The sequence below is a fragment of the Kitasatospora sp. NPDC001261 genome (assembly GCF_042896795.1).
Lineage (GTDB): Bacteria > Actinomycetota > Actinomycetes > Streptomycetales > Streptomycetaceae > Kitasatospora.
Genome location: NZ_JBIAXP010000031.1, coordinates 54,083 through 77,009 on the forward strand (window position 1 = coordinate 54,083; position 22,927 = coordinate 77,009).

Here is a 22,927-nt window from a genome sequence, read left to right on the forward strand (position 1 = left end):
GACCCGAAAGGGCCGCACGCAGTGACCAGCAACCAGAACGGCGCCACCTACGCCGCCGCCGGTGTCGACATCGAGGCGGGCGACCGCGCCGTCGAGCTCATGAAGCAGTGGGTGAAGAAGGCCAACCGCCCCGAGGTGGTCGGCGGTCTCGGCGGCTTCGCCGGCCTCTTCGACGCGTCCGCCTTCAAGAACTACGAGCGGCCGCTGCTGGCCTCGGCCACCGACGGCGTGGGGACCAAGGTGGCCATCGCGGCCGCCATGGACAAGCACGACACCATCGGCCACGACCTGGTCGGCATGGTCGTCGACGACCTGGTGGTCTGCGGCGCCGAGCCGCTGTTCATGACCGACTACATCTGCGTCGGCAAGGTCGTCCCGGAGCGGGTCGCCGCGATCGTCAAGGGCATCGCCGAGGGCTGCGCGCTGGCCGGCTGCGCCCTGGTCGGCGGCGAGACCGCCGAGCACCCGGGCCTGCTGGGCCCGGACGAGTACGACGTCGCGGGCGCCGGCACCGGTGTGGTGGAGGCCGACGCGCTGCTCGGCGCGGACCGGGTCCGGGCCGGCGACGTGGTGATCGCGATGGCCGCCTCCGGCCTGCACTCCAACGGCTACTCGCTGGTCCGCCACGTGCTGCTGAACGAGGCCGGCTGGAAGCTGGACCGCAAGGTCGAGGAGTTCGGCCGGACGCTCGGCGAGGAGCTGCTGGAGCCGACCCGGATCTACTCGCTGGACTGCCTGGCGCTCACCCGCGCCACCGAGGTGCACGCCTTCTCGCACGTCACCGGCGGCGGCCTGGCGGCCAACCTGGCCCGGGTCGTCCCGGACGGCCTGCACGCCCGCCTGGACCGCGGCACCTGGACCCCGCTGCCGGTCTTCCGGACCGTCGCCGAGGTCGGCAAGGTGGCCACCCTGGAGATCGAGAAGACGCTGAACATGGGCGTCGGCATGGTCGCGGTCGTCCCGCCGCACTCGGTGGACGCCGTGCTGTCGATCCTGGAGGACCGCGGCGTGGAGGCCTGGCTGCTCGGCGACATCGTCGAGCGCGGCGAGGAGCACGAGGGCGGCGCGGCCCTCTACAACGCCTACGAGGGCTTCCGGGCGAACTGACCCGGCGCTGACGACGGAAGGGCCCCTCCGGAGCTCCGGAGGGGCCCTTCCGTCGTCAGGACCGGCCCGCGCGGCGACCGCCGTACGCGGGAACGCCGAAGACCGGCCCGGCGCCCAGGGCGCCCGGACCGGTCCGGCGGGACTGCTTGTTACGAGCGGCGGGAGGCCTGCGACGGCCCGGTGCCCGGCTCGGTGTCGCCGTCGTCGTCGAGGTCGGCGTAGCGGGCGGCGTACTCCGCGTACGGGTCGTCGTCCTCCTCCTCCTCGATCGGCTCCGGCTCGATCGAAGCGGTGGACGGCGATACGCCCAGCTCGTTGGACAGACGGTTAGCGTCGAACCCGCCGCTGTTGTACTTCAGCTCGCGGGCGACCTTCGTCTGCTTGGCCTTGGCCCGGCCGCGCCCCATGGGTCGACCCCCTCAACGATGGGGCTCACGGCCCCGAGTCTGACACGTGTTCATGATCAGGACCGGCCTGCCCGAATGGGAGGACCGTCCCTTGGAGCATTAACGGTACCTGTTTCCGCCGCTGGACGGTACGTCGTCAGTGTGACGTGGCGCGCACCGACCGCACCCGCGACCAGGTCTTCCCAGGTCAAGGGAGGTTTTGCGGCGTTTTGCGCGCTGTCCAGAGGTGTCTTGGGTCCGTCGTTCCAGGACTGATTATCCCCCCTAGGGGGGCTTCGGATCACCCGTTCGGCCGGAGAAGTGAGAATCCGGTTCCACATCGTGATGCGCGGGGGGCCACTGGGACGGCCCCCCGCGCGCCACGGGGTCGGCTGGTGACCCGTCAGCCGCGGCGGGCGCCGGGCAGCAGCACCGTGCGCAGGGCGCTGATCTCGCGCATCCGCTTCTCGGCCAGGCGGTCGGCCGCGACCGCCGGCGGGACGCCGTCGGCCGTCGCCCGGGTGAAGATCTCCAGGGTGGTGTCGAAGATCTTCGTGGCCTTGTTCTTGGCCCGCTCGAAGTTGAAGCCGTCGATCTCGTCGGCGACCTGGATGACGCCGCCGGAGTTCACCAGGTAGTCCGGCGCGTAGAGGATGCCGCGGTCGGCGAGGTCCTTCTCGACGCCCGGGTGGGACAGCTGGTTGTTGGCAGCGCCGCAGACGATCGAGGTGCCGAAGCCGCCCAGCGCCGCGACGACGTCGTCGGTCAGCGCGCCGCCGAGGGCGCAGGGGGCGTAGACGTCCAGCTTCGCCTGGAGCAGGGCGGCGGTGTCGGCGACCACCTCGACCTCGGGGTGGGCCGCGCGCACGCGGTTGACGGCGGCCTCGAAGGGGTCGGTGACGACGACCGTGGCGCCGTCCGCGACGAGGTGGCCGACCAGGTAGTGGCCGACCTTGCCGACGCCCGCGACGCCGACCCGCTTGCCGCGCAGGGTCGGCTGGCCCCAGCGGGCCTGGGCGGTGGCGCGCATGCCCTGGAAGACGCCGAAGGCGGTCAGGATGGACGAGTCGCCGGCGCCGCCGTGCTCGGGCGAGCGGCCGGTCACGAACTCGGTCTCGCGGGCGATGACGTCCATGTCCTGGACGTAGGTGCCCACGTCGCAGGCGGTGATGTAGCGGCCGCGTAGGGACTCGACGAAGCGGCCGTAGGCCCGGAGCATCGCCTCGTTCTTGTCCTTGTTCGGGTCGCCGATGATGACGGCCTTGCCGCCGCCGAGGTCCAGCCCGGCCAGCGCGTTCTTGTAGGACATCCCGCGGGACAGGTTCAGCGCGTCCTCCAGCGCCGCCTCCTCGGAGGCGTACGGGAAGAAGCGGGTGCCGCCGAGGGCCGGGCCCAGGGCGGTCGAGTGGATGGCGATGATCGCCTTCAGACCCGAGCTGCGGTCGTGGCAGAGGACGACCTGCTCGTGACCGTCGCCGGGGGCGCCGTCCTGCTCGGTACGGAAGATCCTGCTGAGCACGCCGGGTGCGGGGTGCGTGGCGGGGGTCTGTACGTCGGTCACTGTGGTGACTCCAGTATTGAAGGCCCGCTGCTGTGGTGCGGGCGCCTAGGGCGAAGCGTAGTCGGGGGCGCGCCGCCGGTCCGGCGTCTTGCCCGAGCCGGGGCCGGACGTCCGAGGGGTGAGACGGACGGCGGTGCGGAGTGCGGGCGCGAACGGTTCGGGGGCGCGCTCTCCCGGGGCCGCGCGGCGCGTGCGACCATGCAGGACGTGACCGTCGTACGTACCTCCGTACAGCCGCCCTACGCGGCCCACCTGCGGGTCTACGAGCCGCTGGCCGCCTACCCGGAGCCCGACCGGGCACGCTGGCAGGCCTGGGCGGCGGAGCACGGGCCGGACGCCGCGGAGCCGGCCCAGCCGGTGGCGGCGGCGGTGCTGGAGGAGCAGCGGGAGGCGCTCGCCGGGCTGGCCGCCCGCACGCCCCGGGCACTGCCCGAGCGGGAGAGCGGGCGGGCGTACCTGCGGCTGGTGGACGGCGTCCTGTACGTCTGCCCGTGGGCGACCAGGCTGCGCAGCTGGCAGGCGCTGGAGGAGCTGCGGGCCGGGGCGCCGGTGGCGCTGCTGGACACCGCGCTGCCGCCGGTGGCCCGGGCGGCCGCCGAGGCGGACCGGGAGCGCTGGCGGGCCGAGCACCCGGACGCCCGGCCGTGGATCCTGACCAGCCGGTGGGAGGTGCCGGTGCACTGGTTCCTGCCGTTCGGGGACGAGGACCGCTGCTTCGTGCCGGGCGGGGAGGGGCCGGGTGAGGAGGGGTCGGTGGACGGCCCGGGCGGGGGAGGGGAGCGGGGCGGCCGGCCGGCGGCGCTGTTCTACCTGGTGCCGATGGCGCAGGCGCGCCGACGGGTGGCGCGGGCCTTCCGGGCGCTGCGCGAGGCGGCGCCGGACGGGGACCTGGTGCGGGGGGCGGAGCGGGTCGGGCGCTGGCTGGAGGAGTTCCACCCGCGCTCGCTGGTGGAGCTGGACTACGGGGGCCTGGTGCATCTGCTGGGCCCGGAGCGGCTCCTGGCGGACCGTTCGGCGGGGGAGCTGGAGGAGGGGCTGCGGGCGCTGCGGGCCGGGGACACCGCGGAGGCGCTGCGGGTCCACGGGGAGCTGACGGTGCGGTGGCGCCGGGTGCTGGCGCTGCGGCACGCGAACTGACGTCCGACCGCGCGTGTATGACTGTAAGAGTCCTAAGGGCTGCACATCGGATGACCAAGGTCCCGGTTCGGGTCAATAGCTGCCGAACGTGACACTACTCACCGTTGACGCGAACTTACCCCTATGTGCAAAAATGGGACAACCAGCCCAACTTCACGTGAGCGTGCCCACTTTTGGGTGGTTCTGGAGTCGATGCGTGCTTTGCGGGGAAACGGAGGGTCTGGTCCCCTCGTAACCGGATGTCATCACTATGTGACTGTCCGCTATGGGGTGGTCCATCGCCATCCGTCGGCCTTGAACCCGTGAGGGGTCAATTTTGGCGGTTTGGTCGATAGGGCTGGACGGATGGTGTAGTTGTAGACACCAGGACAAGCCGTTCGTCCTATAACCGACTCGGCCCGTCTATGCCATTTCGGGCATCGCGGGCCAAGGTGCAGAATTTGAAGGATAGAACCGCCCTGGTTCGGTTCTCCCGAGGAGGCCGCTCATGACCGCTCGTACCCCTGATGCTGAGCCGCTGCTGACGCCGGCAGAGGTTGCCACCATGTTCCGCGTGGACCCGAAGACGGTCACCCGCTGGGCCAAGGCAGGCAAGCTGACGTCGATTCGCACGCTCGGTGGTCACCGCCGTTACCGTGAGGCGGAGGTGCGCGCTCTGCTGGCTGGGATTCCCGCCCAGCGTACTGAGGCCTGATAGGCCGAAGGCTCTTTTAAAGGGGCCGCTTACCGGACTCCGCCGGGTCCGGTAAGCGGCCCCTTTGTCGTGCCCGCCCGAGGGTGTTCGGGCGTCGGCCGAGTGGTCGGAATGTTGAACTCCGGATAACGATTTGATGCGCGTGGGGTGGGGGGGATTTACAGTGAATAGCTGTACAATTTTACATATTAAATTAACGGGGTTCCGGAGAGGGCTCCACGGGGCCGGCTCCGGAGGGGTTCGGGTGACGACCGTCACACGGTCTGTCACTTGTGGTCTAGACCTACTCGGGGTAAAGGGCCGAACGACCAAAAGCGAGAGGCCCGGAACCTGACGGTTCCGGGCCTCTCGCGTTGCGGCGATCCCGACGGGACTTGAACCCGCGACCTCCACCTTGACAGGGTGGCGAGCTAACCAACTGCTCCACGGGACCAGGGTTTCCTGATCTCGTTCACTCGCTTGCCGCGCTGCGAACAAGACAGACTGTAGCCCATGGTGGGCCCCCAGGTCGAACTGGCTCCTGAACGCCCACCCGCACCCGTCCGCAGCTCACAGCACCGGCGGGGGCGGTCACCCGCCCCCGCCCGGGTCAGAGCGTCGCCCGCGCCGCGTCCATCGCCTTCATGATCCGCTTCTCCGAGACCGGGCTCGGCGTGCCCAGCGACTGGGCGAAGAAGCTGACCCGCAGCTCCTCGATCATCCAGCGGATCGCCCGCACCTCCGCGGACGGCTGGTGCCCGGCCGGCACCGCCGCCAGCAGCTCCCCGTACGCCTGCTGGACCTGCTGCACCTTCAGCAGCTGCTGGGCGTCCCGCTGCGGGTGGTTGGGCAGCGCCTCCAGGCGGCGGTCCACCGCCAGCAGGTAGCGCTTGAGGTCCGGCAGCCGCTGCCAGCCGGTGGCCGTCACGAAGCCCGGGTGCACCAGCGAGGCCAGGTGCAGCCGGACGTCGTTCACCGCGTTCAGCAGCACCGGGCTGCTCACCGACTTCAGCCGGGTCGAGGCCTTGTGGAAGGCGATCAGCGCGGTGGCCGTCTTCAGGGTGGTGTCCGCGGACAGGTCGTACAGGTCCGCGCGCACCTTGTCGTGCAGCTTCCCGAAGGCCGCCTCGTCCCAGGCCGGGCCGCCGTTCAGGGCCATCAGCCGGTCCGTCGCGGCCGACACCACGTCCTCGAACAGGGCGGTGATCGAACCGTGCGGGCTGTGCGAGAGCGCCAGCTTCGCCTGGTTGCCCAGCCGGCCCTGGATCGACTTGGCCGGGGAGTTGGTGGTCAGCGTCAGCAGCCGCCGCGTCCCCTCCCACATCGACCGGGCCTGCGCCTCCGGGGTGTCGAACAGCTTGACGCCGACCGACGGCCCCTCGTCCACCAGCGCCGGGTAGGCGCGCATCGAGTGGCCGCGCGAGCGCTGCTCGAAGGTGCGCTGGAGCACCGGCAGCGAGGCCGGCCAGGCGGTCAGCCCGCTCTGCTCGATGCCCTGGCCGGAGGCGGCCGAGGAGAGCGTCTCCTTGAGCTTGGGCTTGAGCTTCAGCCGCAGCTCCTCCAGGTCCTTGGACTCGGCGAGCTTGCGGCGCCCGTCCACCACCCGGAAGGTCACCTTGAGGTGGTCGGGGACCCGTTCGTCGTCCCAGGCCTCCGGGGGCACGGTGACCGCCGTCAGGCGCTTCAGGGCGTGCTCCAGGGCCGGGAGGAGCGGTTCCTGGCGGTCCTTCACCGCGCGCAGCGCCGCCTTGGCGAAGTCCGGCGCCGGGACGAAGTTGCGGCGGACCGCCTTCGGCAGCGACTTGATGTACGCGGTGACCAGCTCCTCCCGCAGACCGGGGATCTGCCAGTCGAAGCCCTCCGCGGTGACCTGGTTGAGCACCGGCAGCGGGATGTGCACCGTCACGCCGTCCGCGTCGCTGCCCGGCTCGAACTGGTAGGTCAGCTTGAAGCGGAGCTTGCCCTGCTGCCAGTGGTCCGGGTAGTCGGCCTCGGTGACGCCGCCCGCGGCGTCGTTGATCAGCATCGACTTCTCGAAGTTCAGCAGGTCCGGCTGCTCGTGCCGGGCCTTCTTCCACCAGGAGTCGAAGTGCCGGGTGGAGACGACCTCCTCGGGCAGCCGGGCGTCGTAGAACTCGAACAGGGTCTGGTCGTCGACCATGATGTCCCGGCGGCGGGCCCGGTTCTCCAGCTCCTCGACCTCGCCGAGCAGCTTGCGGTTCTCCGCGAAGAACCGGTGGTGGGTCTCCCAGTCGCCCTCGACCAGCGCGTTGCGGATGAACAGCTCGCGGCAGAGCTCCGGGTCGATCCGCCCGTAGTTGACCTTGCGCTGGGCGACGACCGGCATCCCGTAGAGGGTCACCTTCTCGTACGCCATGACGGCGCCGGCCTTCTTCTCCCAGTGCGGCTCGCTGTAGCTCCGCTTGATCAGGTGGCCGGCCAGCGGCTCGACCCACTCCGGCTCGATCTTCGCGTTGATCCGCGCCCAGAGCCGGGAGGTCTCCACCAGCTCGGCCGACATCACCCAGCGCGGCGGCTTCTTGAACAGGCCGGAGCCCGGGAAGACCGCGAAGCGGGCGCCGCGCGCGCCGCCGTACTCGCGCTTCTCCACGTCGAACAGGCCGATGTGGGAGAGCAGGCCGGCCAGCAGCGACTGGTGGATCCGGTCGGCGTCCGGCTCGGCGTCCTCGTGCGGCTCCTCGATCGTGACGCCCAACTGCTTGGCGACGGTGCGCAGCTGGACGTAGATGTCCTGCCACTCCCGTATCCGCAGGTAGTTGAGGAACTCCGACTTGCACATCCGGCGGAATGCCGAGGAGGAGAGCTCCCGCTGCTGCTCCCGGACGTAGCGCCACATCGCCAGGTAGGAGAGGAAGTCGGAGGTCTCCGAGTTGAACCGCTTGTGCCGCTCGTCGGCGGCCTGGCGCTTCTCGGCCGGGCGCTCGCGCGGGTCCTGGATGGAGAGCGCGGCGGCGATCACCATGACGTCGCGGACGCAGCCGTTGCGGTCCGCCTCCAGCACCATGCGGGCCATCCGCGGGTCCACCGGGAGCTGGGCGAGCTTGCGGCCGAGCGCGGTCAGGCGCTTGCGCGGGTCCTTCTCGTCCGGGTCCAGCGCGCCCAGCTCGTGCAGCAGGTGGACGCCGTCCTTGATGTTGCGCGAGTCCGGCGGGTCCAGGAACGGGAAGGCGGCGATGTCGCCGAGGCCGGCCGCGGTCATCTGGAGGATCACCGAGGCCAGGTTGGTGCGCAGGATCTCGGCGTCGGTGAACTCGGGGCGGGAGAGGAAGTCCTCCTCCGAGTAGAGCCGGATGCAGATGCCGTCCGAGGTGCGGCCGCAGCGGCCCTTGCGCTGGTTGGCGCTGGCCTGGCTGATCGCCTCGATCGGCAGCCGCTGCACCTTGGTGCGGTGGCTGTAGCGGGAGATCCGGGCGGTGCCCGGGTCGATCACGTACTTGATGCCGGGGACGGTCAGCGAGGTCTCGGCGACGTTGGTGGCCAGCACGATCCGGCGGCTGCGCGAGCGCTGGAAGACCTTGTGCTGCTCGGCCGAGCTGAGCCGGGCGTACAGCGGCAGGACCTCGGTGTTCTTCAGCTTCAGCTTGTCGAGGGCGTCCGCGGTGTCGCGGATCTCGCGCTCGCCGGAGAGGAAGACCAGGATGTCGCCCGGGCCCTCGGCCTGGAGCTCCTCGGCGGCCTCGCAGATCGCCTGGACCTGGTCCCGGTCCCGGTCGCGGTCGACCTCGTCCGCCTCGTCGTCCCCGTCCTCGGCGAGCGGCCGGTAGCGGACCTCCACCGGGTAGGTGCGCCCGGAGACCTCGACGATCGGGGCGTCGCCGAAGTGGCGGGCGAAGCGCTCCGGGTCGATGGTCGCGGAGGTGATCACGACCTTGAGGTCCGGGCGGCGGGGGAGCAGCTGCTTGACGTAGCCGAGGATGAAGTCGATGTTGAGGCTGCGCTCGTGCGCCTCGTCGATGATCAGGGTGTCGTACTGGTGCAGGTCGCGGTCGGTCTGGATCTCCGCGAGCAGGATGCCGTCCGTCATCAGCTTGACCAGGGTGTCCTGGCCGACCTGGTCGGTGAACCGGACCTTCCAGCCGACCGCCTCGCCGAGCGGGCTGTCCAGCTCCTCCGCGACCCGCTCCGCCACCGTGCGGGCGGCGATCCGGCGCGGCTGGGTGTGGCCGACCAGGCCGCGCACGCCGCGGCCCAGCTCCAGGCAGATCTTCGGGATCTGGGTGGTCTTGCCGGAGCCGGTCTCGCCCGCGACGATCACCACCTGGTGGTCCCGGATCGCCGCCAGGATCTCGTCCTTCTTCTGGCTGACCGGGAGCTCGGCGGGATAGCCGATCTCCGGCACGGCCTTCCGGCGGCGCTCGACGACCAGCTCGGCGCGGTCGATGTCGGCGGCGATCTCGGCGGCGACCTTCTGTCGGGCCTCGGGCTTGCGGACCCGACGGGCCCCCTCCAGCCGGCGCCCGATCCGCACCTGGTCGCGCAGGGTCAGCTCGGGCAGACGGGCGGCCAGCTCGCCGATTCCGGGGCCGCCCTCGGCGGGTACGGTGGCGGACTGGACTGCGGGAGAACTCACTGCGGGCATCCCTCTAGGTTCGCAAGGAGGCACGGCGGCGCGCACCTCGGTTTTCGAGCCCCTCCAGTGTCACAGCCGTGAGCGGCGAATCGCGAACGCCGGGCAACGGTCCACGGCCGTCCCGGGCTCTGGGGGGTGAGGAGGTGCTCATGGGAGCCCACAAGACCGCCCGGGACGAGGAGTTCCGGACGTTCGTCGGCAGCGCCTGGTCACGGCTGCTCAGGACGGCGTACCTGCTCGCGGGGGACCGGCACGGCGCCGAGGACCTGGTCCAGCAGGCGCTGGAACGGGCGTACGCGGCCTGGAACAGGGTGCGCGCCGCGGACGATCCGTACGCCTACGTGCGCCGGATCGTGATCAACGAGCACGCCCGGCGGTTCCGGCGGCGGCTGGTCGAGTACCCGGTCACCGAGTTCCCGGACCGGCCCGCGCCGGCCGGCACCGACCCGGACGACCGGGCCGTGCTGCTCGCCGCGCTCGGCGCCCTGCCGCCGCGGCAGCGCCAGGCCGTGGTGCTGCGCTACTGGGAGGACCTCAGCGAGACCCAGACCGCGGAGGCCATGGGCTGCTCGGTCGGGACGGTGAAGAGCCAGGCGGCCCGAGGGCTGGCCAAACTCCGCGGGGCCTCCTCACTCATCGGACTGACGAGCATCGGAGGGGCAAGATGAGCAACCAGTACCTGCCCGGGGACGAGGCGGGCGGCGACGAGCCGGCCACCGTACGGGCCCTGGGCGAACTGGCCGGCAGCGTCGAGACCGGGACGGTCCCGTACGACCGGCTGGTCGCCGGGGGCCGGCGGCGGCTGCGGCGCCGGCGGCTGCTGACCGCCGGGGTGGCGGCGGCGCTGGTCGCCGGGATCGCCGGGGGGACGGCGGTGCTCGGCGAGCGCGGCCGGCAGGCCGTCTCGACCGTGGTCGCGGCCTCGGCCACCGACGTGGCCGTCCCCGGCTCCGCGGGCGGCACGGCCACCCCGAAGGCGCCCGGCGCCCGGGACCCGTTCAACCCCACCCGGGTCAAGGTCGGCGAGGGCACCGCGAACGGCCACGCCTGGGAGGCCTGGGTGGCGCTGTGGCCGACCTCCCCCACGAAGGAGGGCGCCCTCAAGCAGGCGCAGCTGATCCGGGCGGAGCGGTACGCCGTCAACCCGGACGTGAAGCCGGTCAGGCAGAGCGACGTCGACAGCAACTGGGACGCGGGCATCGACGAGGTGAACTACTACTACACGGTGGACGGCAAGCGGCAGGCCGACGACTCCGTGCAGGCGGTCTCCTCCCCGGGCGGGTACCCGGCCGCGGTCGGCGGCGCGTCGCTCGGCCTCAAGCACGCGACGGGCATCCCTCCGGTGGTGATCGAAGGGGTCCGGGCCGAGGTCGCGAAGGTCGCGGTCGACTGGAAGACCGGCGGCACCACCGAGGCGGTGCCGGTCGCCGTCGGGGACTCCCCGTTCCGCTACTACGGCGTGGTGGCGAAGCCGGGCACCGACGCCGCGAAGATCACCCAGTACGCGGCGGACGGCTCGGTGGTGAGCAGCACCGACAGCTGGCTCCGGACCTCCTGACCACCTGACCGGGCCGGATGGCGGGCTCGACGGAACCGAGCCCGCCGTCCGCGACCCTACTCAGGCGCCAGGAACACGGTCAACGCCGCCCGGCCCCACCGCCCGGCTCACCGTGCCGCCGCCCGGCGGACGGTGAGCCGGGCGGCCGAGACGACCGCGAACAGCAGGCCGCCCGCCAGGAAGAACGGCTCGTAGCCGAAGGTCGCGAACCGGGCCATCGCGTCCAGCCCGGCCCCCGACCGGCCGCCGGTGGCCAGCGCGATCCAGTCCGGCACCGACGGCGCGGCGTGCAGCACCAGCAGCGCGGTGGTGCCCCACAGCGCGAAGCCCAGCAGCCGGGCCGGCACCCGGGCACCCCACCGCCGCACCGGCGCCAGCGCCACCGCCGCGGCCACCGCGCACAGCGGGATCGCGATCACGTCGATCACCAGCAGCGGCGTGCTGCTCCACACCGACAGCCCGTCCGGCAGCCCCAGCCGCCCGTCCGCCAGCCAGTACACGTGCACCAGCGCGAAGGCCACCGCCCACCCCGCCGCCGCGTACCCGGCGCCCCGCGCCACCCGGTTCCACCCCGTGTCCCGTGTCGTCTCCATGCCGTCCACGGTCCCGCGCCGCCCCACCCCGCCGGATCGTCCCGCGGGCGGTACCCCCTCCCCCTCCAGGGGGAACCGGTCGCCCACCCGGAAGTGCCAGCAATATGCAGCTGGTGCAGCTAAAATGCAGGCATGACAGCCATCACCATCCGCGAAGTCCCGGACCCGGTCCTGGACACCCTCAAGCTGAAGGCCGCGCAGGCCGGAAAGAGCCTCCAGGCCTACCTGCTCGACCTCGTCACCCGCGAGGCGGCCACCCCGTCGCTCGCCGAGATGATGACCAGGCTCGACCGGGAGGCCCGGACCGAGATCAGCACCGCCGACATCCTCTCGGCGATCGACGAGGGCCGGGAGCGCCGGTGACCTCCACCGTCGTCGTGGACTGCTCGGCCCTGGTCCGGGCACTCGCCGACCACGGCCCGGCCGGCCACGCCGTCCGCGCCCGGCTCCGCGACCTGGATGTGCTCGCCGCCCCGGGCCTGCTCGACTACGAGCTCGTCTCGGCCCTGTTCGGCATGGTCCGGGGCGGGAAGCTCACGGCGAAGGAGGCGGAGAAGGCGATCGCCGACTACCAGGCGCTCGCCGTCACCAAGCACGAGACGCTGGTCCTCTGGCAGCGGGTCCGGGAGCTCCACCACGACATCAGCGCCTACGACGCCCAGTACGTGGCACTCGCCGAGACCCTCGCCGTCCCCCTGGTCACCAGCGACGCCCGCATCCGACGCAGCGGCGCGGCCAGGTGCGCGATCGAGGTCTTCGCCTAGTCGGCCGGCGGGGTGCGGGAACGGCGAAGCCCCCGTAGCGAATTCGCTACGGGGGCTTCCGGGTTGTGGCCAGGGCCGGGGTCGAACCGGCGACCTTCCGCTTTTCAGGCGGACGCTCGTACCAACTGAGCTACCTGGCCGTACTGCACCGTCTCTTGCGAGACGAGCGATCCCGACGGGACTTGAACCCGCGACCTCCACCTTGACAGGGTGGCGAGCTAACCAACTGCTCCACGGGACCTAGAAGTGGCGAACCACTCAGGGTCTTGCGGTCTTGCGCACTGCACTTTACTACGGTACTGCGTGCCCCCAACGGGATTCGAACCCGTGCTACCGCCTTGAAAGGGCGGCGTCCTGGGCCACTAGACGATGAGGGCTTGTGGCCTGTCCCGCTGTTCCCAGCGTTCGGGGACGTCGAGAAGCATATGGGATGCGGGGCGGATCGCCAAAACGGGTTTCGGCCGGGTGGGGGGCGGGGCCCGTGGGCGGGGGTCAGGACCAGCCCAGCTCGTCCAGTTCGTGGTCGTCGAAGCCGAAGTGGTGGGCGACCTCGTGGATGACGGTGGTGCGGACCTCCTCGACCACCTGCTCGTGGGTGTCGCAGTGGCGCAGGGTGGGGCCGCGGTAGATCAGGATGCGGTCGGGCAGGACGCCCGCGTACCACTCGCCGCGCTCGGTGAGCGGGGTCCCCTCGTAGAGGCCGAGCAGCTCGGGGTCGCTCGGGTCGGGCTCGTCCTCGACGAAGATCGCGACGTTGTCCATCATGGCCGCGAGCTGCGGGGGGATCTGGTCGAGGGCGTCGCCGACCAGCGATTCGAACTCTTCCCGGGTCATCTCCACCGGATCATTGTCCGGTGCCGGATGACGGTGTGCCAGGTGGCGGGGGCCGGTGTTTGATGGGGCTGTGACGACTTCGGAGGGCGCCGTGGACGACGCCGCGGACGGCGCCGCGCCCGGGGGCACCGCGGCGGACGGCCCGGCCCGGGTGCTGCCGTCGGGCGCGGCGCCGGCCCCCGGCGGACGGCTCGGCCGGGCCCGGCCGCCGGTGCTGCGCGGGCAGGGGCGGGCGGTGGCGGTCGTCGCGCTGGGCGGGGCGATCGGGGCGGTCGCCCGGTACGCGGCCGGGCTCGGCTGGCGGACCGGGCCGTCGGCCTTCCCGTGGACGACGCTGCTGGTCAACGTGGTCGGCTGCGCGGTGATCGGGGTGTTCCTGGTGGTGATCACCGAGGGGCGCCAGGCGCATCCGCTGGTGCGGCCGTTCTTCGGCACCGGGGTGCTGGGCGGGTTCACCACCTTCTCGACGTACGCGGTGGACGTCCGCCGCCTGCTGGAGGGCGGCCGGCCGGGGCCCGCCGTGGCGTACCTCGGGCTGACGTTGGCGGGCGCGCTGTTCGCGGTGTGGGCGGCGGCCGGGCTGACCCGGCGTCTGGTGCACCGGGCCGTCCGCCGCGGGGCCGAACGGGGCGCGACGGCGCCCGGCGGGGGCGCGCGGTGAGCCGGCTGAGCGGGCCGGCGCTCCGGCTGACCGTGCTGGTCGGGGAGAACGACCGGTGGCAGCACCGCCCGCTGTACAGCGAGATCGTGCACCGGGCCCGGGCGGCCGGGCTGGCCGGGGCGAGCGTGTTCCGGGGGATCGAGGGGTTCGGGGCCTCGTCGCTGGTGCACACCACGCGGCTGCTGTCGCTGAGCGAGGACCTGCCGGTCGCGGTGGTGATCGTGGACGAGGAGGAGCGGGTGCGGGCGTTCCTGCCGCGGCTGGACGGGATGGTGGCGGAGGGGCTGGTGCTGCTGGACCGCTGCGAGGTCGTGACCTACGCGGGCCGGGGGCCGGCGGCGGAGCCGGGCCGGGACGCGGGCCGGGATCCGGGCCGGGGGGAGACGGCGGAGTGAACTGGCTGCTGGTGGTGGCGGGCGCGGTGGTCGGCGCGCCGCTGCGGTACCTGACCGACCGGGCGGTGCAGTCCCGGCACGACTCGGTGTTCCCGTGGGGGACGTTCACGGTGAACGTGGTCGGCTGCCTGCTCCTCGGGCTGGTGACCGGCGCGGTGGCGGCGGGCGCGGCCTCCTCGCAGGTCCAGCTGCTGCTGGGGACGGGGCTCTGCGGGGCGCTGACCACCTACTCGACCTTCTCGTACGAGACCCTGCGGCTGGCCGAGACCGGGGCTGGACGGTACGCGCTGGCCAACGCGGCCGGCAGCGTGGCGGCCGGCCTGGCCGCGGTCTACGCGGGCGCGGAGCTGGCCTCGGCCCTCTGGGGCTGAGCGGGGCGCCGGAAGCCCCCGGGAGGGCGCGGTGCGCCCTCCCGGCCCGGGCGAGCTTGGGCGCTGCCCGTGTCCCGCCGGGCCGGGCGCGCGTTGGGCACCAAAAGCGGCCGCGCGCGAGTGGGCGGCCCGGGTGGGGCGGTAGAGAGGGACCTCAGTGGCTTCGGTACGGGCGGCACGGACGGTGCGGGCGGTACGGGCGGTGCGGGTGCGGCTGGCCGCGGCGCGTACGGCTCCGGGGCGGGCGGCGGCGCTCCCGCGCTCGCGCGCGGTACGGGCGGCGGCGCTGCTGACGGTGACCGGGCTCGGGCTGACCGGCTGCATGTCCGTCGGCCCGGCGGCGGAGGAGAAGCACGGCGTGGCGCCGGTCGGGCAGGCCGGTCCGGCGGCCCGGCCGGGGGCGACGGGCGGGCCCTCGGCCTCGCCGGGGGCCGGGCACCCGGGCGGGGCCTCGGGCCATCCGGAGCGGCCGGGGGGCCTCCAGGGCGAGGGCGGGGCGAACGGGGCCACCGTGACGGCGCCCGGCGAGGCGGCCCCGGGGGCGAACGGCGCGGTGGCCGGGGTGGTCCCGGTGCCGGGGTCGGGCGCTCCCGACGGCGGTCCGGGCGGCGGTTCGGCGGGCGGTGCGAACACAAGTCCCGTGCCGCACCCGGGCGGTGGCCCGGGCGGGTCGGGCGGTACGGCGGGCTCCGGCGGTACCGGCGGGGCGGGCGGCACCGGGGAGGGCCGCTCCGGCGGCGGCTCGGCCGGGACGCCCTCGTCCACCCCGAGCAGCCACCCGTCCGGCACCCCCGCGCCCGAGCACAGCTCGCCCGCCGCGACCGTCCCGCCGGCCCCGGACCCGTCCTCCGGCAGCTCCGGTTCCTCGGCCCCGAGCCCGCGGGTGGTCGCGCATTAGGTGATTGAGCAGGGGGTTTGCCTCTGATCCCCAGGTTCGTCTATGGTGGTAGATCGTTCGTTTGATCCATTTGACTGGCGCCCTATTCCCATCTGGCGCCCTTGGCGCGTTCCGGCGATCCGTGGCTGACCGCATAGAGGCGGTTGTGAAACAGAACCCCGGACTTTGGCGCGTGCCACTTCCGGAAGGTTTTGCATGTCTCTCGTTGACGACGCCCGCTTCGCCATGCCCGCGAACGAGGCCGCCGCCGATGTCACCGACACCAACGACATCACCGACACCGCCGCGGACGAGGTGATCGCCGAGGCCGTGGAGACCGTGGAGGCCACCGAGGAGGCGGCCGCCGAGCCCACCATCACCTTCGGCGACCTGGGCCTGCACGACGACGTCGTGCGTGCCCTCGCCAAGCGCGGTGTCACCACCCCGTTCCCGATCCAGGCCGCGACCATCCCGGACGCCCTGGCCGGCAAGGACGTGCTGGGCCGTGGCCGCACCGGCTCCGGCAAGACCCTCAGCTTCGGCCTGCCGCTGCTGACCCGCCTGGCCGACGGCGAGCGCACCAAGCCCAAGCACCCGCGCGGCCTGATCCTCGTCCCGACCCGTGAGCTGGCCATGCAGGTCGCCGACGCCCTGGAGCCGTTCGGCTCGGTGCTCGGCCTCAAGCTCAAGGTCGTCTGCGGCGGCACCTCGATGTCGAACCAGATCTACGCGCTGGAGCGCGGCGTCGACATCCTCGTCGCCACCCCCGGCCGTCTGCGCGACCTGCTGAACCGCGGCAGCGCCAAGCTCGCCGACGTCCGGACCGTCGTGCTCGACGAGGCCGACCAGATGGCCGACATGGGCTTCCTGCCCGAGGTCACCGAGATCCTCGACCAGGTGCCGGCCGGCGGCCAGCGCCTGCTGTTCTCCGCCACCCTGGAGAACGAGATCGACACCCTGGTCAAGCGCTACCTGAAGAACCCGGTCACCCACGAGGTCGACCCGTCGGCCGGCGCGGTCACCACCATGACCCACCACATCCTCGTGGTGAAGCCCAAGGACAAGGCGCCGATCACCAACGCGATCGCCGCCCGCAAGGGCCGCACGATCATCTTCGTCCGCACCCAGATGGGCGCCGACCGTGTCGCCGAGCAGCTGATCGAGGCCGGCGTGAAGGCCGACGCGCTGCACGGCGGTATGACCCAGGGCGCCCGTACCCGCGTCCTCGGCGACTTCAAGGACGGCTACGTCAACGTCGTCGTCGCCACCGACGTCGCCGCCCGCGGCATCCACGTCGACGGCATCGACCTGGTCCTGAACGTGGACCCGGCCGGCGACCACAAGGACTACCTGCACCGCTCGGGCCGCACCGCGCGCGCCGGCCGCTCCGGCGCCGTCGTCACCCTGGTGCTGCCGCACCAGCGCCGCGGCGTCTTCCGCCTGATGGAGGACGCGGGCGTCGACGCCTCGCGCCACATCCTCGACCACGCCTTCGACGCCGAGGTCGCCAAGATCACCGGCGCCCGTTCGCTGACCGAGGTCCAGGCCGAGAGCGCCGCCGGCATCGCCGGTGCCGCCGAGCGCGAGCTCGCCGACATGACCCGCCAGCTGGAGCGCGCGCAGCGCCGCGCCACCGAGCTGCGCGAGGAGGCCGACCGCCTGGCCGCCCGTGCGGCGCGCGAGCGGGCCGAGCTGGGCATCGAGGACGAGGAGCCGGCCGCCGAGGCCGAGTCCGGCGAGTCGGCCGAGGCCGCTCCGGCCGCCGAGGCCCCCGCCGCGGCGCAGGCCGAGGACCGTGCCCCGTCGTACCGCGAGGCGCGCGGCGAGCGTCCGGCCTACGGCCGTGACCGTGACCGTGACGACCGGGGCGGCCGTTCGGGTGGCTTCGGCGGTGGCCGTGACCGCGATGACCGCGGTGGCCGTTCGGGTGGCTTCGGTGGCGGTCGTGACCGCGATGACCGCGGTGGCCGTTCGGGTGGCTTCGGTGGCGGCGACCGCGAGCGCGGTGGCTTCAACCGCGACCGTGGTGGCTTCGGCGGTGGTCGTGACCGTGACGACCGCGGTGGCCGTTCGGGTGGCTTCGGTGGCGGCGACCGCGAGCGCGGTGGCTTCAACCGTGACCGTGGTGGCTTCGGTGGCGGTCGTGACCGTGACGACCGTGGTGGCCGTTCGGGTGGCTTCGGTGGCGGCGACCGCGAGCGCGGTGGCTTCAACCGCGACCGCGACGACCGCGGCGGCCGTTCGGGTGGCTTCGGCGGCGGCGACCGTCCGGCCCGCTCCTTCGGCGACCGTCCGTCCTTCGGCCGGGACCGTGACGAGCGCGGCAGCAGCAGCCGTCCGTTCTCGCGCCGCGACGACCACCGCTCCGGTGGCCGTCCGCAGTCCGACCGCGGTGGCTTCAACCGTGACCGTGGCGGCTTCGGCGGTGGCCGTGACCGTGACGACCGTGGTGGCCGTTCGGGTGGCTTCGGTGGCGGCGACGACCGCAAGCCGCGCTGGAAGAACTGACGCCGCACCGGCGGTGACCGACCGCCGGCCGGGCTGAACGTGCGGCCGGGCCGACCACACGGCCGGGCCGACCGCGTGAAACGCACGAAGGGCCCGCTCCTCCCCGGAGCGGGCCCTTCGCGTTTCCCCCACGCGGACACCCCGCCATCCCCCCCGGGGTGTTGTTCTGGAAGTGAGAATAACCTGTGGCGCACGGGCGCGGTAGTCCCGTAGCGTCGCGGCCATGAGCAGCAGACTGCACGACGTGGCACGGGTGAACGAGGAGATCGCCGAGCGCGGGAGCTACCGGACGGCCGGGGGCGAACTCGTGCGGGTGGGGGAGGAGTTGGCGGCGGCGAAGGCCGGCACGGTGTCGTACGCGCCGGAGCGGCTGGACGCGCTGCTGGCGGAGGGCGGCCGCGGGCCGGGGCCGGCGGCCGGGCGGATCGAGGTCACGGCCGAGGGGAGCGTCCAGGCCGCCCGCCGGCTGGTCGACGCCGGGGCGGGGCCGGTCGGGGTGCTGAACTTCGCCTCCGCGCGCAACCCCGGCGGCGGCTACCTGCGCGGCGCCCGCGCCCAGGAGGAGGACCTGTGCCGCAGCGCGCTGCTGTACAGCTGCCTGCTGGAGGCACCGGACTACTACGAGGCGCACCGGGCCTCCACCGACCTCCGGTACAGCCACCGGGTGATCGTCTCGCCGGCGGTGCCGGTGATCCGGGACGGGCGCGGCGAGCTGCTGGCGCGGCCGTACCCGGTCTCCTTCCTGACCTCGCCCGCGCCCAACGCCGGTCAGCTGGAACGGCGTTCACCCGGTACCGACGTCCGCGGCGTGCTCGCCGAGCGGGCCGTGCGGGTGCTCGCCGCGGCCGCCCGGCACGAGCTGCGCACGCTGGTGCTCGGCGCCTGGGGCTGCGGGGTGTTCGGCAACGACCCGGCGCAGGTCGCCGAGGCCTTCGAGGGGGCGCTGGCCCGGTACGGGGCGGCCTTCGACCGGGTGGTGTTCGCGGTCTGGGACCGCGCGCCGGTCTCGGCGAACCGGGCCGCCTTCGAGGCCCGGTTCGGTGCGGAGCGCGCGGTCCGGTGAGGGCCGGCTAGCGCTTGCGGGCGGAGAGCGCCGTCGCGGCCGTGGAGGCCGCCGCGACCACGCCGGTCACCGCGAACACGGACGGCCAGGCGCCGATCTTCTTCGCCAGCGGGTGCGAGCCGCCGAAGGCCGCCACGTACAGGCCGGTCAGCGCCGCCGCGGTGCCCGTGCCCGAGCTCCGGCGCCACTGCGCGGCCGCCCCGGCGCCGGCCACCGCCAGCACCGCGCCGCCCAGTTCGCGCCGGCCGCTCCAGCGGGCGACGCCGTAACCGCCGACCAGACCGCTCGCCGCGGTCAGCGCGGCGGGCGCGGCGGCCGCGATCACGTTCGGGACCTTCGCCATCGTCGACTCCACTCGTAGGGGGCTGTGTCGGCTTCCGACCCTAACCCGGTGAACGGGCGGGGCCGTCGGGGCCTCCCGGAACGCCTGGACCCGGAGCGCCCGGTCTACCGGAACGCCTCGGCGGGCGTCTGCCCCGGCACCGTGGCGGCCAGCCGGCGGGCGGCCTCCGCCGGGTCGAGCACCCGCTCCAGCCGCAGGTCGCCCGGAACCTCCTGGATGAACCGCCCGGCCGACCAGCTGCGCTCGTACGGCAGCGGCTCCAGCACCAGGGTGCGCACGCCGTCCACCACCGGGATATCGCCCGGCGTCCCCTCGTTCCAGATCCAGGAGCCGTCCGGCGCGACCAGGTTGAAGGCACCGGTGGCGATCACCCGGCGGCCGTCCAGGAACGCCGTCCGGGCCAGCGCCACCACCTCCCGCTCCTGCGGGGTGCCGGGCAGGTGGCCGCCGCCGATCAGCACGTCGGCGAGCAGGGTGTGCAGCTGGAAGGTGTCGCTCAGGCCGCTCATCCGCAGCAGGTAGCCGGTGCCGGTGGGGCGGTCGAGCACCAGCAGCGGCTCGTCGTCCAGCATCAGCGCCAGGTGGACCAGGCCCTTGAAGTCGTGCTGCTCGCCCTGGTAGCGGTCGAACAGCTCCAGGAGCACCTCGGTCACGCCCGAGGCGCGGGCCTCGGCCCGGACCTCCGCGTGCGCGTACACCGCCCAGGCCGCCTGCTGCCACAGGTGCAGCGTCCACCAGGCGACCACGGCCAGGTGCGCGTGCCACTCGTCCAGGTGCGCCGGGTCGGCGATCCGCTCGTGCGCCTCGGCCGGATCGTCCTCCTCCGCGCTGGGCAGCGGGCCGCCGCCGGTGGAGAGCCAGCGCCGGACCAGCAGCTGCGCGCCGGTCAGCGCCCCGCGCAGACCGGCCAGCACCGGGCCGGAGCAAGCGACCGGGTCGGCGCCGTGCTCCACGCAGGCGCCCACCACCATGGCCAGGTGCGCGCGGGGGAAGGGCGGGGCGTCCGGCAGCAGCGCGGCCAGCCGGGGGCCGGCCGCCACCCGCTCGGCCGGGTCGGCCGCGCCGAACAGCCCGCCGACCAGGCCGAGGGCGGGCCCGAACCGCTCGTCGTCCCCGGCCGCGAGCACGGCCTCCAGGGCGGCCACGGCTTCGGAGAAGGTGGGCTGTTGACGGTGCGACGGTATCTGCTCGGTGGACATTCGCCGCAGCATAGGGGGCGGGGACGGTCCGGCGGAAACTCCTCCGCGCCCCCGGCTCGGAGCCCTCGGCCGGTGGCCCGCACGGTGGCCCGCACGGTGGCCCGTACGGCGGTGCGGGACGGCCTGTCGGTGCCCGGTGGCAGACTGCGGTCGTGACAGACTCCGCGATCACCGACGGCAGCTACCTCGTCCGCAACGTCGGCAGCGGCCTGCTGCTGCGGGTCGCCGACGGCTCCCGGCGCAGCGGCGCCCGGATCGTCCTCGGCGCGGACGACGGAAGCGACGCCCGGCTCTGGCGGCTCACCGCCGTCCACCCGGGCGGCGCGCTGTTCCACATCGAGAACGTCGGCAGCGGGAAGCGCCTGGACGTCGCCGGCGCCTCGACGGAGGACGGCGTCCGGATCCAGCAGTGGTCGGCCAACGCCTTCGGCGCCCAGGAGTGGCTGCTGGAGGCCCACGTCGACGCCCCGGGCACCTACACGGTGACCAGCTTCATCAGCGGCAAGCCCCTGACGGCGGGCGACACCCCGGAGGCCGACGTCCACCAGCGGGAGGACGCCGACGCCCCGGCGCAGTGGTGGCGCTTCGAGCGCCGGGAGGGCTGACGGCCGGTCAGTCCGAGAGCTTGGCGCGGACGGCGTCGAGTTCGGCGTCCGTCGTGCCGTGGTGGCGGAGGTAGTCGGGGACGCTGCCGTGGTGGTCGTGGATCCAGGCCAGCGAGGAGGCGAGGTGCCCGGCGTCGACCGGGCGGGAGATCCGCTCGGTGCCGGTCTCGTCGACGTACGGGGTGGGGCCCTTGTCGAGGCCGAGGCCGACGTTGGAGCGCAGGAAGTCGGTGGTGATCTCGGCCTCGGAGGCGCCCAGCAGGGACTGGAGGACGGCGATGGTGAGGCCGGTGCGGTCCTTGCCGACGGCGCAGTGGACGACGGCGGCCAGTGAGTCCGGCGCGGCGAGGCGGCGGACCACGGCGGCCAGCGAGGGGCCGGCCGTCTCGGCCATGAAGGGGTAGAGGGCCGCCTGGTCCTCGGGCCAGGGCCGGTCGACGTCCTTGCGGTCGGCGGGCAGGGTCGGCAGGTTGAGGGACTCGTGGTCGAGGCCGTGCCGCTGGTCCGGCCAGGTCCGCAGCTCGAACGCGCTGCGCAGGTCGAACACCGTCCGCAGGCCGAGCGCCTTGAGCCGCCGGGCGCCCTCCTCGGTGAGGGTGTGGAAGGACCCGGAGCGGTACAGCACGCCCCGGCGGAGGGCGCCGATCCCGCCCGCGTCACGGAAGTTGCGCACACCGGGGATGTCGATGAAGGCGTCGGTCATGGCCACCACCGTACGGGCGGGGGCGAACGGGCGGAAGGAAACCGGAGGGGGCCGCTCGGTGGCGGGACGACGCTGGCCGAAACCGGCCCCCTCCGGTACGGAACCGGGCTGTTCAGCGCCCGCCCGAGACCTCCAGGAACGCCCCCGTGGTGTACGAGGCCGCCGGGGAGAGCAGGAAGAGGACCGCCTCGGCGACCTCCTCCGGCTGCCCGCCGCGGCGCATCGGCAGGTTGGGCGCGACCCGGTCGACCCGGCCGGGCTCGCCGCCGAGCGCGTGGATGCCGGTGTGGATCAGCCCCGGCCGCACCGTGTTGACCCGGATGCCCTCGGCGGCGACCTCCAGGGCCAGGCCGCGGGTCATCGAGTCCACCGCGCCCTTGGCGGCCGCGTAGTCGACGTACTCGTTCGGCGAGCCGATCCGGGAGGCCGCCGAGCCGACGTTGACGATGGCGCCGCCGCGTCCGCCGTACCGGGTGGACATCCGGCGGACGGCCTGGGCCGCGCAGAGGAACGGGCCGGTGATGTTGGCGGCCCAGATCCGGTTCAGCCGGTCCTCGTCGATCTCCTCCAGCCGGCACTGCTTCTCCAGCGTGCCGGCGTTGTTCACCAGCCCGGTGAGCGGGCCGAGTTCGGCGTCCACGGTGGTGAACAGCCGCTCGACCTCGGCGGTGCGGCTGACATCGGCGCGGACCGCGAGGGCGGTGCCGCCGTCGGCCCGGATCTTCTCCACGACGGCGGCCGCGTTGGCCTCGTCCGTACGGTAGTTGACGCAGACCCGGTAGCCGCGGCGGGCGGCCAGCAGGGCGGTGGCGGCACCGATGCCGCGACTCGCGCCGGTGACGATCAGGACCTCATCGGTCGGGGTGGTCGACATGGCCCGTACGCTACCCGGCGGCCCGGCCGGGGACACCCGCCGCGGCCGCCCGCGGGGCCGCGATCCTCGGGGCCCGGTATCGGCGGCCGGGCCGGCGCCGGAGCGGAATTCGCTCGCCCGGCGC

22 protein-coding genes, 4 tRNA genes and 1 pseudogene are annotated in these 22,927 nt (G+C 73.5%); 14 read left to right on the forward strand and 13 right to left on the reverse strand.

What is annotated here, in order from left to right; genetic code table 11:
• Positions 1 to 21 precede the first annotated feature (21 nt).
• The gene (gene purM, locus ACFY4B_RS33790) at positions 22 to 1,107 is read left to right on the forward strand and encodes a phosphoribosylformylglycinamidine cyclo-ligase (protein ID WP_049654082.1); all 1,086 of its coding nucleotides are present in this window, start codon (positions 22 to 24) and stop codon (positions 1,105 to 1,107) included.
• A gap of 149 nt (positions 1,108 to 1,256) precedes the next feature.
• Here purM and ACFY4B_RS33795 read toward each other — a convergent pair whose 3' ends face one another.
• Positions 1,257 to 1,514: a DUF3073 domain-containing protein gene (locus ACFY4B_RS33795; protein ID WP_049654080.1), complete on the reverse strand. Its 258-nt coding sequence runs from the start codon at positions 1,512 to 1,514 to the stop codon at positions 1,257 to 1,259.
• A gap of 382 nt (positions 1,515 to 1,896) precedes the next feature.
• Positions 1,897 to 3,054 (reverse strand): Glu/Leu/Phe/Val dehydrogenase dimerization domain-containing protein, encoded by a 1,158-nt coding sequence (locus tag ACFY4B_RS33800; RefSeq protein WP_074002053.1) that lies wholly within the window; start codon positions 3,052 to 3,054, stop codon positions 1,897 to 1,899.
• A gap of 198 nt (positions 3,055 to 3,252) precedes the next feature.
• On the opposite strand from ACFY4B_RS33800, the gene ACFY4B_RS33805 reads away from it, so the two are divergent.
• On the forward strand, positions 3,253 to 4,191 hold the full coding sequence (locus ACFY4B_RS33805; protein ID WP_387974334.1) for a hypothetical protein: 939 nt from the start codon (positions 3,253 to 3,255) through the stop codon (positions 4,189 to 4,191).
• Positions 4,192 to 4,678: 487 nt separating this feature from the next.
• Positions 4,679 to 4,885: a developmental transcriptional regulator BldC gene (gene bldC / locus ACFY4B_RS33810; RefSeq protein WP_014137253.1), complete on the forward strand. Its 207-nt coding sequence runs from the start codon at positions 4,679 to 4,681 to the stop codon at positions 4,883 to 4,885.
• Between the two features lie 359 nt (positions 4,886 to 5,244).
• On the opposite strand, the gene ACFY4B_RS33815 is transcribed toward bldC, so the two are convergent.
• Together ACFY4B_RS33815 and hrpA are read right to left on the reverse strand one after the other, a co-directional pair.
• Positions 5,245 to 5,318: transfer RNA gene (locus ACFY4B_RS33815), tRNA-Asp, on the reverse strand.
• 156 nt (positions 5,319 to 5,474) lie between these two features.
• The gene (gene hrpA, locus ACFY4B_RS33820; protein ID WP_369808314.1) at positions 5,475 to 9,455 is read right to left on the reverse strand and encodes an ATP-dependent RNA helicase HrpA; all 3,981 of its coding nucleotides are present in this window, start codon (positions 9,453 to 9,455) and stop codon (positions 5,475 to 5,477) included.
• 149 nt (positions 9,456 to 9,604) lie between these two features.
• Between hrpA and ACFY4B_RS33825 the strand changes: the two genes are divergently transcribed.
• The gene (locus tag ACFY4B_RS33825) at positions 9,605 to 10,123 is read left to right on the forward strand and encodes a SigE family RNA polymerase sigma factor (RefSeq protein WP_117488941.1); all 519 of its coding nucleotides are present in this window, start codon (positions 9,605 to 9,607) and stop codon (positions 10,121 to 10,123) included.
• Positions 10,120 to 11,013, forward strand: a complete 894-nt coding sequence (locus tag ACFY4B_RS33830) for a hypothetical protein (protein ID WP_387974337.1) — start codon at positions 10,120 to 10,122, stop codon at positions 11,011 to 11,013. The genes ACFY4B_RS33825 and ACFY4B_RS33830 overlap by 4 nt, the downstream gene beginning before the upstream one ends.
• Before the next feature lie 107 nt (positions 11,014 to 11,120).
• Here ACFY4B_RS33830 and ACFY4B_RS33835 read toward each other — a convergent pair whose 3' ends face one another.
• Positions 11,121 to 11,606: a DUF3995 domain-containing protein gene (locus tag ACFY4B_RS33835; RefSeq protein ID WP_049656954.1), complete on the reverse strand. Its 486-nt coding sequence runs from the start codon at positions 11,604 to 11,606 to the stop codon at positions 11,121 to 11,123.
• 132 nt (positions 11,607 to 11,738) lie between these two features.
• Here ACFY4B_RS33835 and ACFY4B_RS33840 point away from each other — a divergent pair, with 132 nt between their 5' ends.
• Together ACFY4B_RS33840 and ACFY4B_RS33845 are read left to right on the forward strand one after the other, a co-directional pair.
• Entirely contained in the window at positions 11,739 to 11,969 is a 231-nt protein-coding gene (locus ACFY4B_RS33840; RefSeq protein ID WP_387828296.1) for an antitoxin, read from the forward strand.
• Complete coding sequence (locus ACFY4B_RS33845) at positions 11,966 to 12,370, forward strand: type II toxin-antitoxin system VapC family toxin (RefSeq protein ID WP_387974340.1); 405 nt, start codon at positions 11,966 to 11,968, stop codon at positions 12,368 to 12,370. The genes ACFY4B_RS33840 and ACFY4B_RS33845 overlap by 4 nt, the downstream gene beginning before the upstream one ends.
• Positions 12,371 to 12,436: 66 nt before the next feature.
• Here the strand turns inward: ACFY4B_RS33845 and ACFY4B_RS33850 are convergent.
• From ACFY4B_RS33850 to ACFY4B_RS33865, 4 genes are all read right to left on the reverse strand, one after another.
• Positions 12,437 to 12,510: transfer RNA gene (locus tag ACFY4B_RS33850), tRNA-Phe, on the reverse strand.
• 27 nt (positions 12,511 to 12,537) lie between these two features.
• Positions 12,538 to 12,611, reverse strand: a tRNA-Asp gene (locus tag ACFY4B_RS33855).
• A 63-nt stretch (positions 12,612 to 12,674) separates the two neighbouring features.
• Positions 12,675 to 12,747 (reverse strand) — tRNA-Glu (locus tag ACFY4B_RS33860).
• Between the two features lie 115 nt (positions 12,748 to 12,862).
• Positions 12,863 to 13,204 (reverse strand): metallopeptidase family protein, encoded by a 342-nt coding sequence (locus ACFY4B_RS33865; protein WP_049656966.1) that lies wholly within the window; start codon positions 13,202 to 13,204, stop codon positions 12,863 to 12,865.
• A 154-nt stretch (positions 13,205 to 13,358) separates the two neighbouring features.
• On the opposite strand from ACFY4B_RS33865, the gene crcB (ACFY4B_RS33870) reads away from it, so the two are divergent.
• From crcB (ACFY4B_RS33870) to ACFY4B_RS33895, 6 genes are all read left to right on the forward strand, one after another.
• A complete protein-coding gene (gene crcB / locus ACFY4B_RS33870; protein ID WP_198959337.1) occupies positions 13,359 to 13,865 on the forward strand; it encodes a fluoride efflux transporter CrcB in 507 nt (168 codons plus the stop codon).
• Positions 13,862 to 14,260: a DUF190 domain-containing protein gene (locus tag ACFY4B_RS33875; RefSeq protein ID WP_117488946.1), complete on the forward strand. Its 399-nt coding sequence runs from the start codon at positions 13,862 to 13,864 to the stop codon at positions 14,258 to 14,260. Before crcB (ACFY4B_RS33870) ends, ACFY4B_RS33875 begins: the two co-directional genes overlap by 4 nt.
• Complete coding sequence (crcB, locus tag ACFY4B_RS33880) at positions 14,257 to 14,631, forward strand: fluoride efflux transporter CrcB (protein ID WP_387974343.1); 375 nt, start codon at positions 14,257 to 14,259, stop codon at positions 14,629 to 14,631. Before ACFY4B_RS33875 ends, crcB (ACFY4B_RS33880) begins: the two co-directional genes overlap by 4 nt.
• Before the next feature lie 157 nt (positions 14,632 to 14,788).
• Positions 14,789 to 15,529: a hypothetical protein gene (locus ACFY4B_RS33885; protein ID WP_387828304.1), complete on the forward strand. Its 741-nt coding sequence runs from the start codon at positions 14,789 to 14,791 to the stop codon at positions 15,527 to 15,529.
• Positions 15,530 to 15,724: 195 nt separating this feature from the next.
• Positions 15,725 to 18,016 (forward strand): DEAD/DEAH box helicase, encoded by a 2,292-nt coding sequence (locus ACFY4B_RS33890; protein ID WP_387974346.1) that lies wholly within the window; start codon positions 15,725 to 15,727, stop codon positions 18,014 to 18,016.
• A gap of 223 nt (positions 18,017 to 18,239) precedes the next feature.
• Positions 18,240 to 19,079, forward strand: coding sequence for a TIGR02452 family protein (locus ACFY4B_RS33895; RefSeq protein WP_049660839.1), 840 nt, complete (start codon positions 18,240 to 18,242; stop codon positions 19,077 to 19,079).
• A 7-nt stretch (positions 19,080 to 19,086) separates the two neighbouring features.
• Here ACFY4B_RS33895 and ACFY4B_RS33900 read toward each other — a convergent pair whose 3' ends face one another.
• The gene (locus ACFY4B_RS33900; protein WP_074002063.1) at positions 19,087 to 19,422 is read right to left on the reverse strand and encodes a hypothetical protein; all 336 of its coding nucleotides are present in this window, start codon (positions 19,420 to 19,422) and stop codon (positions 19,087 to 19,089) included.
• A 104-nt stretch (positions 19,423 to 19,526) separates the two neighbouring features.
• Positions 19,527 to 20,621, reverse strand: a complete 1,095-nt coding sequence (locus ACFY4B_RS33905; RefSeq protein ID WP_387974349.1) for a hypothetical protein — start codon at positions 20,619 to 20,621, stop codon at positions 19,527 to 19,529.
• A gap of 146 nt (positions 20,622 to 20,767) precedes the next feature.
• On the opposite strand from ACFY4B_RS33905, the pseudogene ACFY4B_RS33910 reads away from it, so the two are divergent.
• Positions 20,768 to 21,226, forward strand: a pseudogene (locus tag ACFY4B_RS33910) (RICIN domain-containing protein); the annotation flags it as partial.
• Positions 21,227 to 21,233: 7 nt separating this feature from the next.
• Here the strand turns inward: ACFY4B_RS33910 and ACFY4B_RS33915 are convergent.
• Both ACFY4B_RS33915 and ACFY4B_RS33920 read right to left on the reverse strand, forming a co-directional pair.
• Complete coding sequence (locus ACFY4B_RS33915) at positions 21,234 to 21,929, reverse strand: tyrosine-protein phosphatase (RefSeq protein WP_380780990.1); 696 nt, start codon at positions 21,927 to 21,929, stop codon at positions 21,234 to 21,236.
• 112 nt (positions 21,930 to 22,041) lie between these two features.
• Entirely contained in the window at positions 22,042 to 22,803 is a 762-nt protein-coding gene (locus tag ACFY4B_RS33920; protein WP_387974352.1) for an SDR family oxidoreductase, read from the reverse strand.
• Between the last annotated feature and the right edge of the window lie 124 nt (positions 22,804 to 22,927).

What these genes read in the sequence shown, in the direction of transcription:
- ACFY4B_RS33830 (WP_387974337.1), top strand. Translation starts at nt 10,120, where the DNA reads ATGAGCAACCAGTACCTGCCCGGGGACGAGGCGGGCGGCGACGAGCCG.
- ACFY4B_RS33825 (WP_117488941.1), top strand. Translation starts at nt 9,605, where the DNA reads ATGGGAGCCCACAAGACCGCCCGGGACGAGGAGTTCCGGACGTTCGTC.
- ACFY4B_RS33890 (WP_387974346.1), top strand. Translation starts at nt 15,725, where the DNA reads ATGTCTCTCGTTGACGACGCCCGCTTCGCCATGCCCGCGAACGAGGCC.
- bldC (WP_014137253.1), top strand. Translation starts at nt 4,679, where the DNA reads ATGACCGCTCGTACCCCTGATGCTGAGCCGCTGCTGACGCCGGCAGAG.
- ACFY4B_RS33900 (WP_074002063.1), bottom strand. Translation starts at nt 19,422, where the DNA reads ATGGCGAAGGTCCCGAACGTGATCGCGGCCGCCGCGCCCGCCGCGCTG.
- ACFY4B_RS33905 (WP_387974349.1), bottom strand. Translation starts at nt 20,621, where the DNA reads ATGTCCACCGAGCAGATACCGTCGCACCGTCAACAGCCCACCTTCTCC.
- ACFY4B_RS33805 (WP_387974334.1), top strand. Translation starts at nt 3,253, where the DNA reads ATGCAGGACGTGACCGTCGTACGTACCTCCGTACAGCCGCCCTACGCG.
- ACFY4B_RS33835 (WP_049656954.1), bottom strand. Translation starts at nt 11,606, where the DNA reads ATGGAGACGACACGGGACACGGGGTGGAACCGGGTGGCGCGGGGCGCC.
- ACFY4B_RS33915 (WP_380780990.1), bottom strand. Translation starts at nt 21,929, where the DNA reads ATGACCGACGCCTTCATCGACATCCCCGGTGTGCGCAACTTCCGTGAC.
- ACFY4B_RS33840 (WP_387828296.1), top strand. Translation starts at nt 11,739, where the DNA reads ATGACAGCCATCACCATCCGCGAAGTCCCGGACCCGGTCCTGGACACC.
- ACFY4B_RS33920 (WP_387974352.1), bottom strand. Translation starts at nt 22,803, where the DNA reads ATGTCGACCACCCCGACCGATGAGGTCCTGATCGTCACCGGCGCGAGT.
- ACFY4B_RS33795 (WP_049654080.1), bottom strand. Translation starts at nt 1,514, where the DNA reads ATGGGGCGCGGCCGGGCCAAGGCCAAGCAGACGAAGGTCGCCCGCGAG.
- ACFY4B_RS33895 (WP_049660839.1), top strand. Translation starts at nt 18,240, where the DNA reads ATGAGCAGCAGACTGCACGACGTGGCACGGGTGAACGAGGAGATCGCC.
- ACFY4B_RS33865 (WP_049656966.1), bottom strand. Translation starts at nt 13,204, where the DNA reads ATGACCCGGGAAGAGTTCGAATCGCTGGTCGGCGACGCCCTCGACCAG.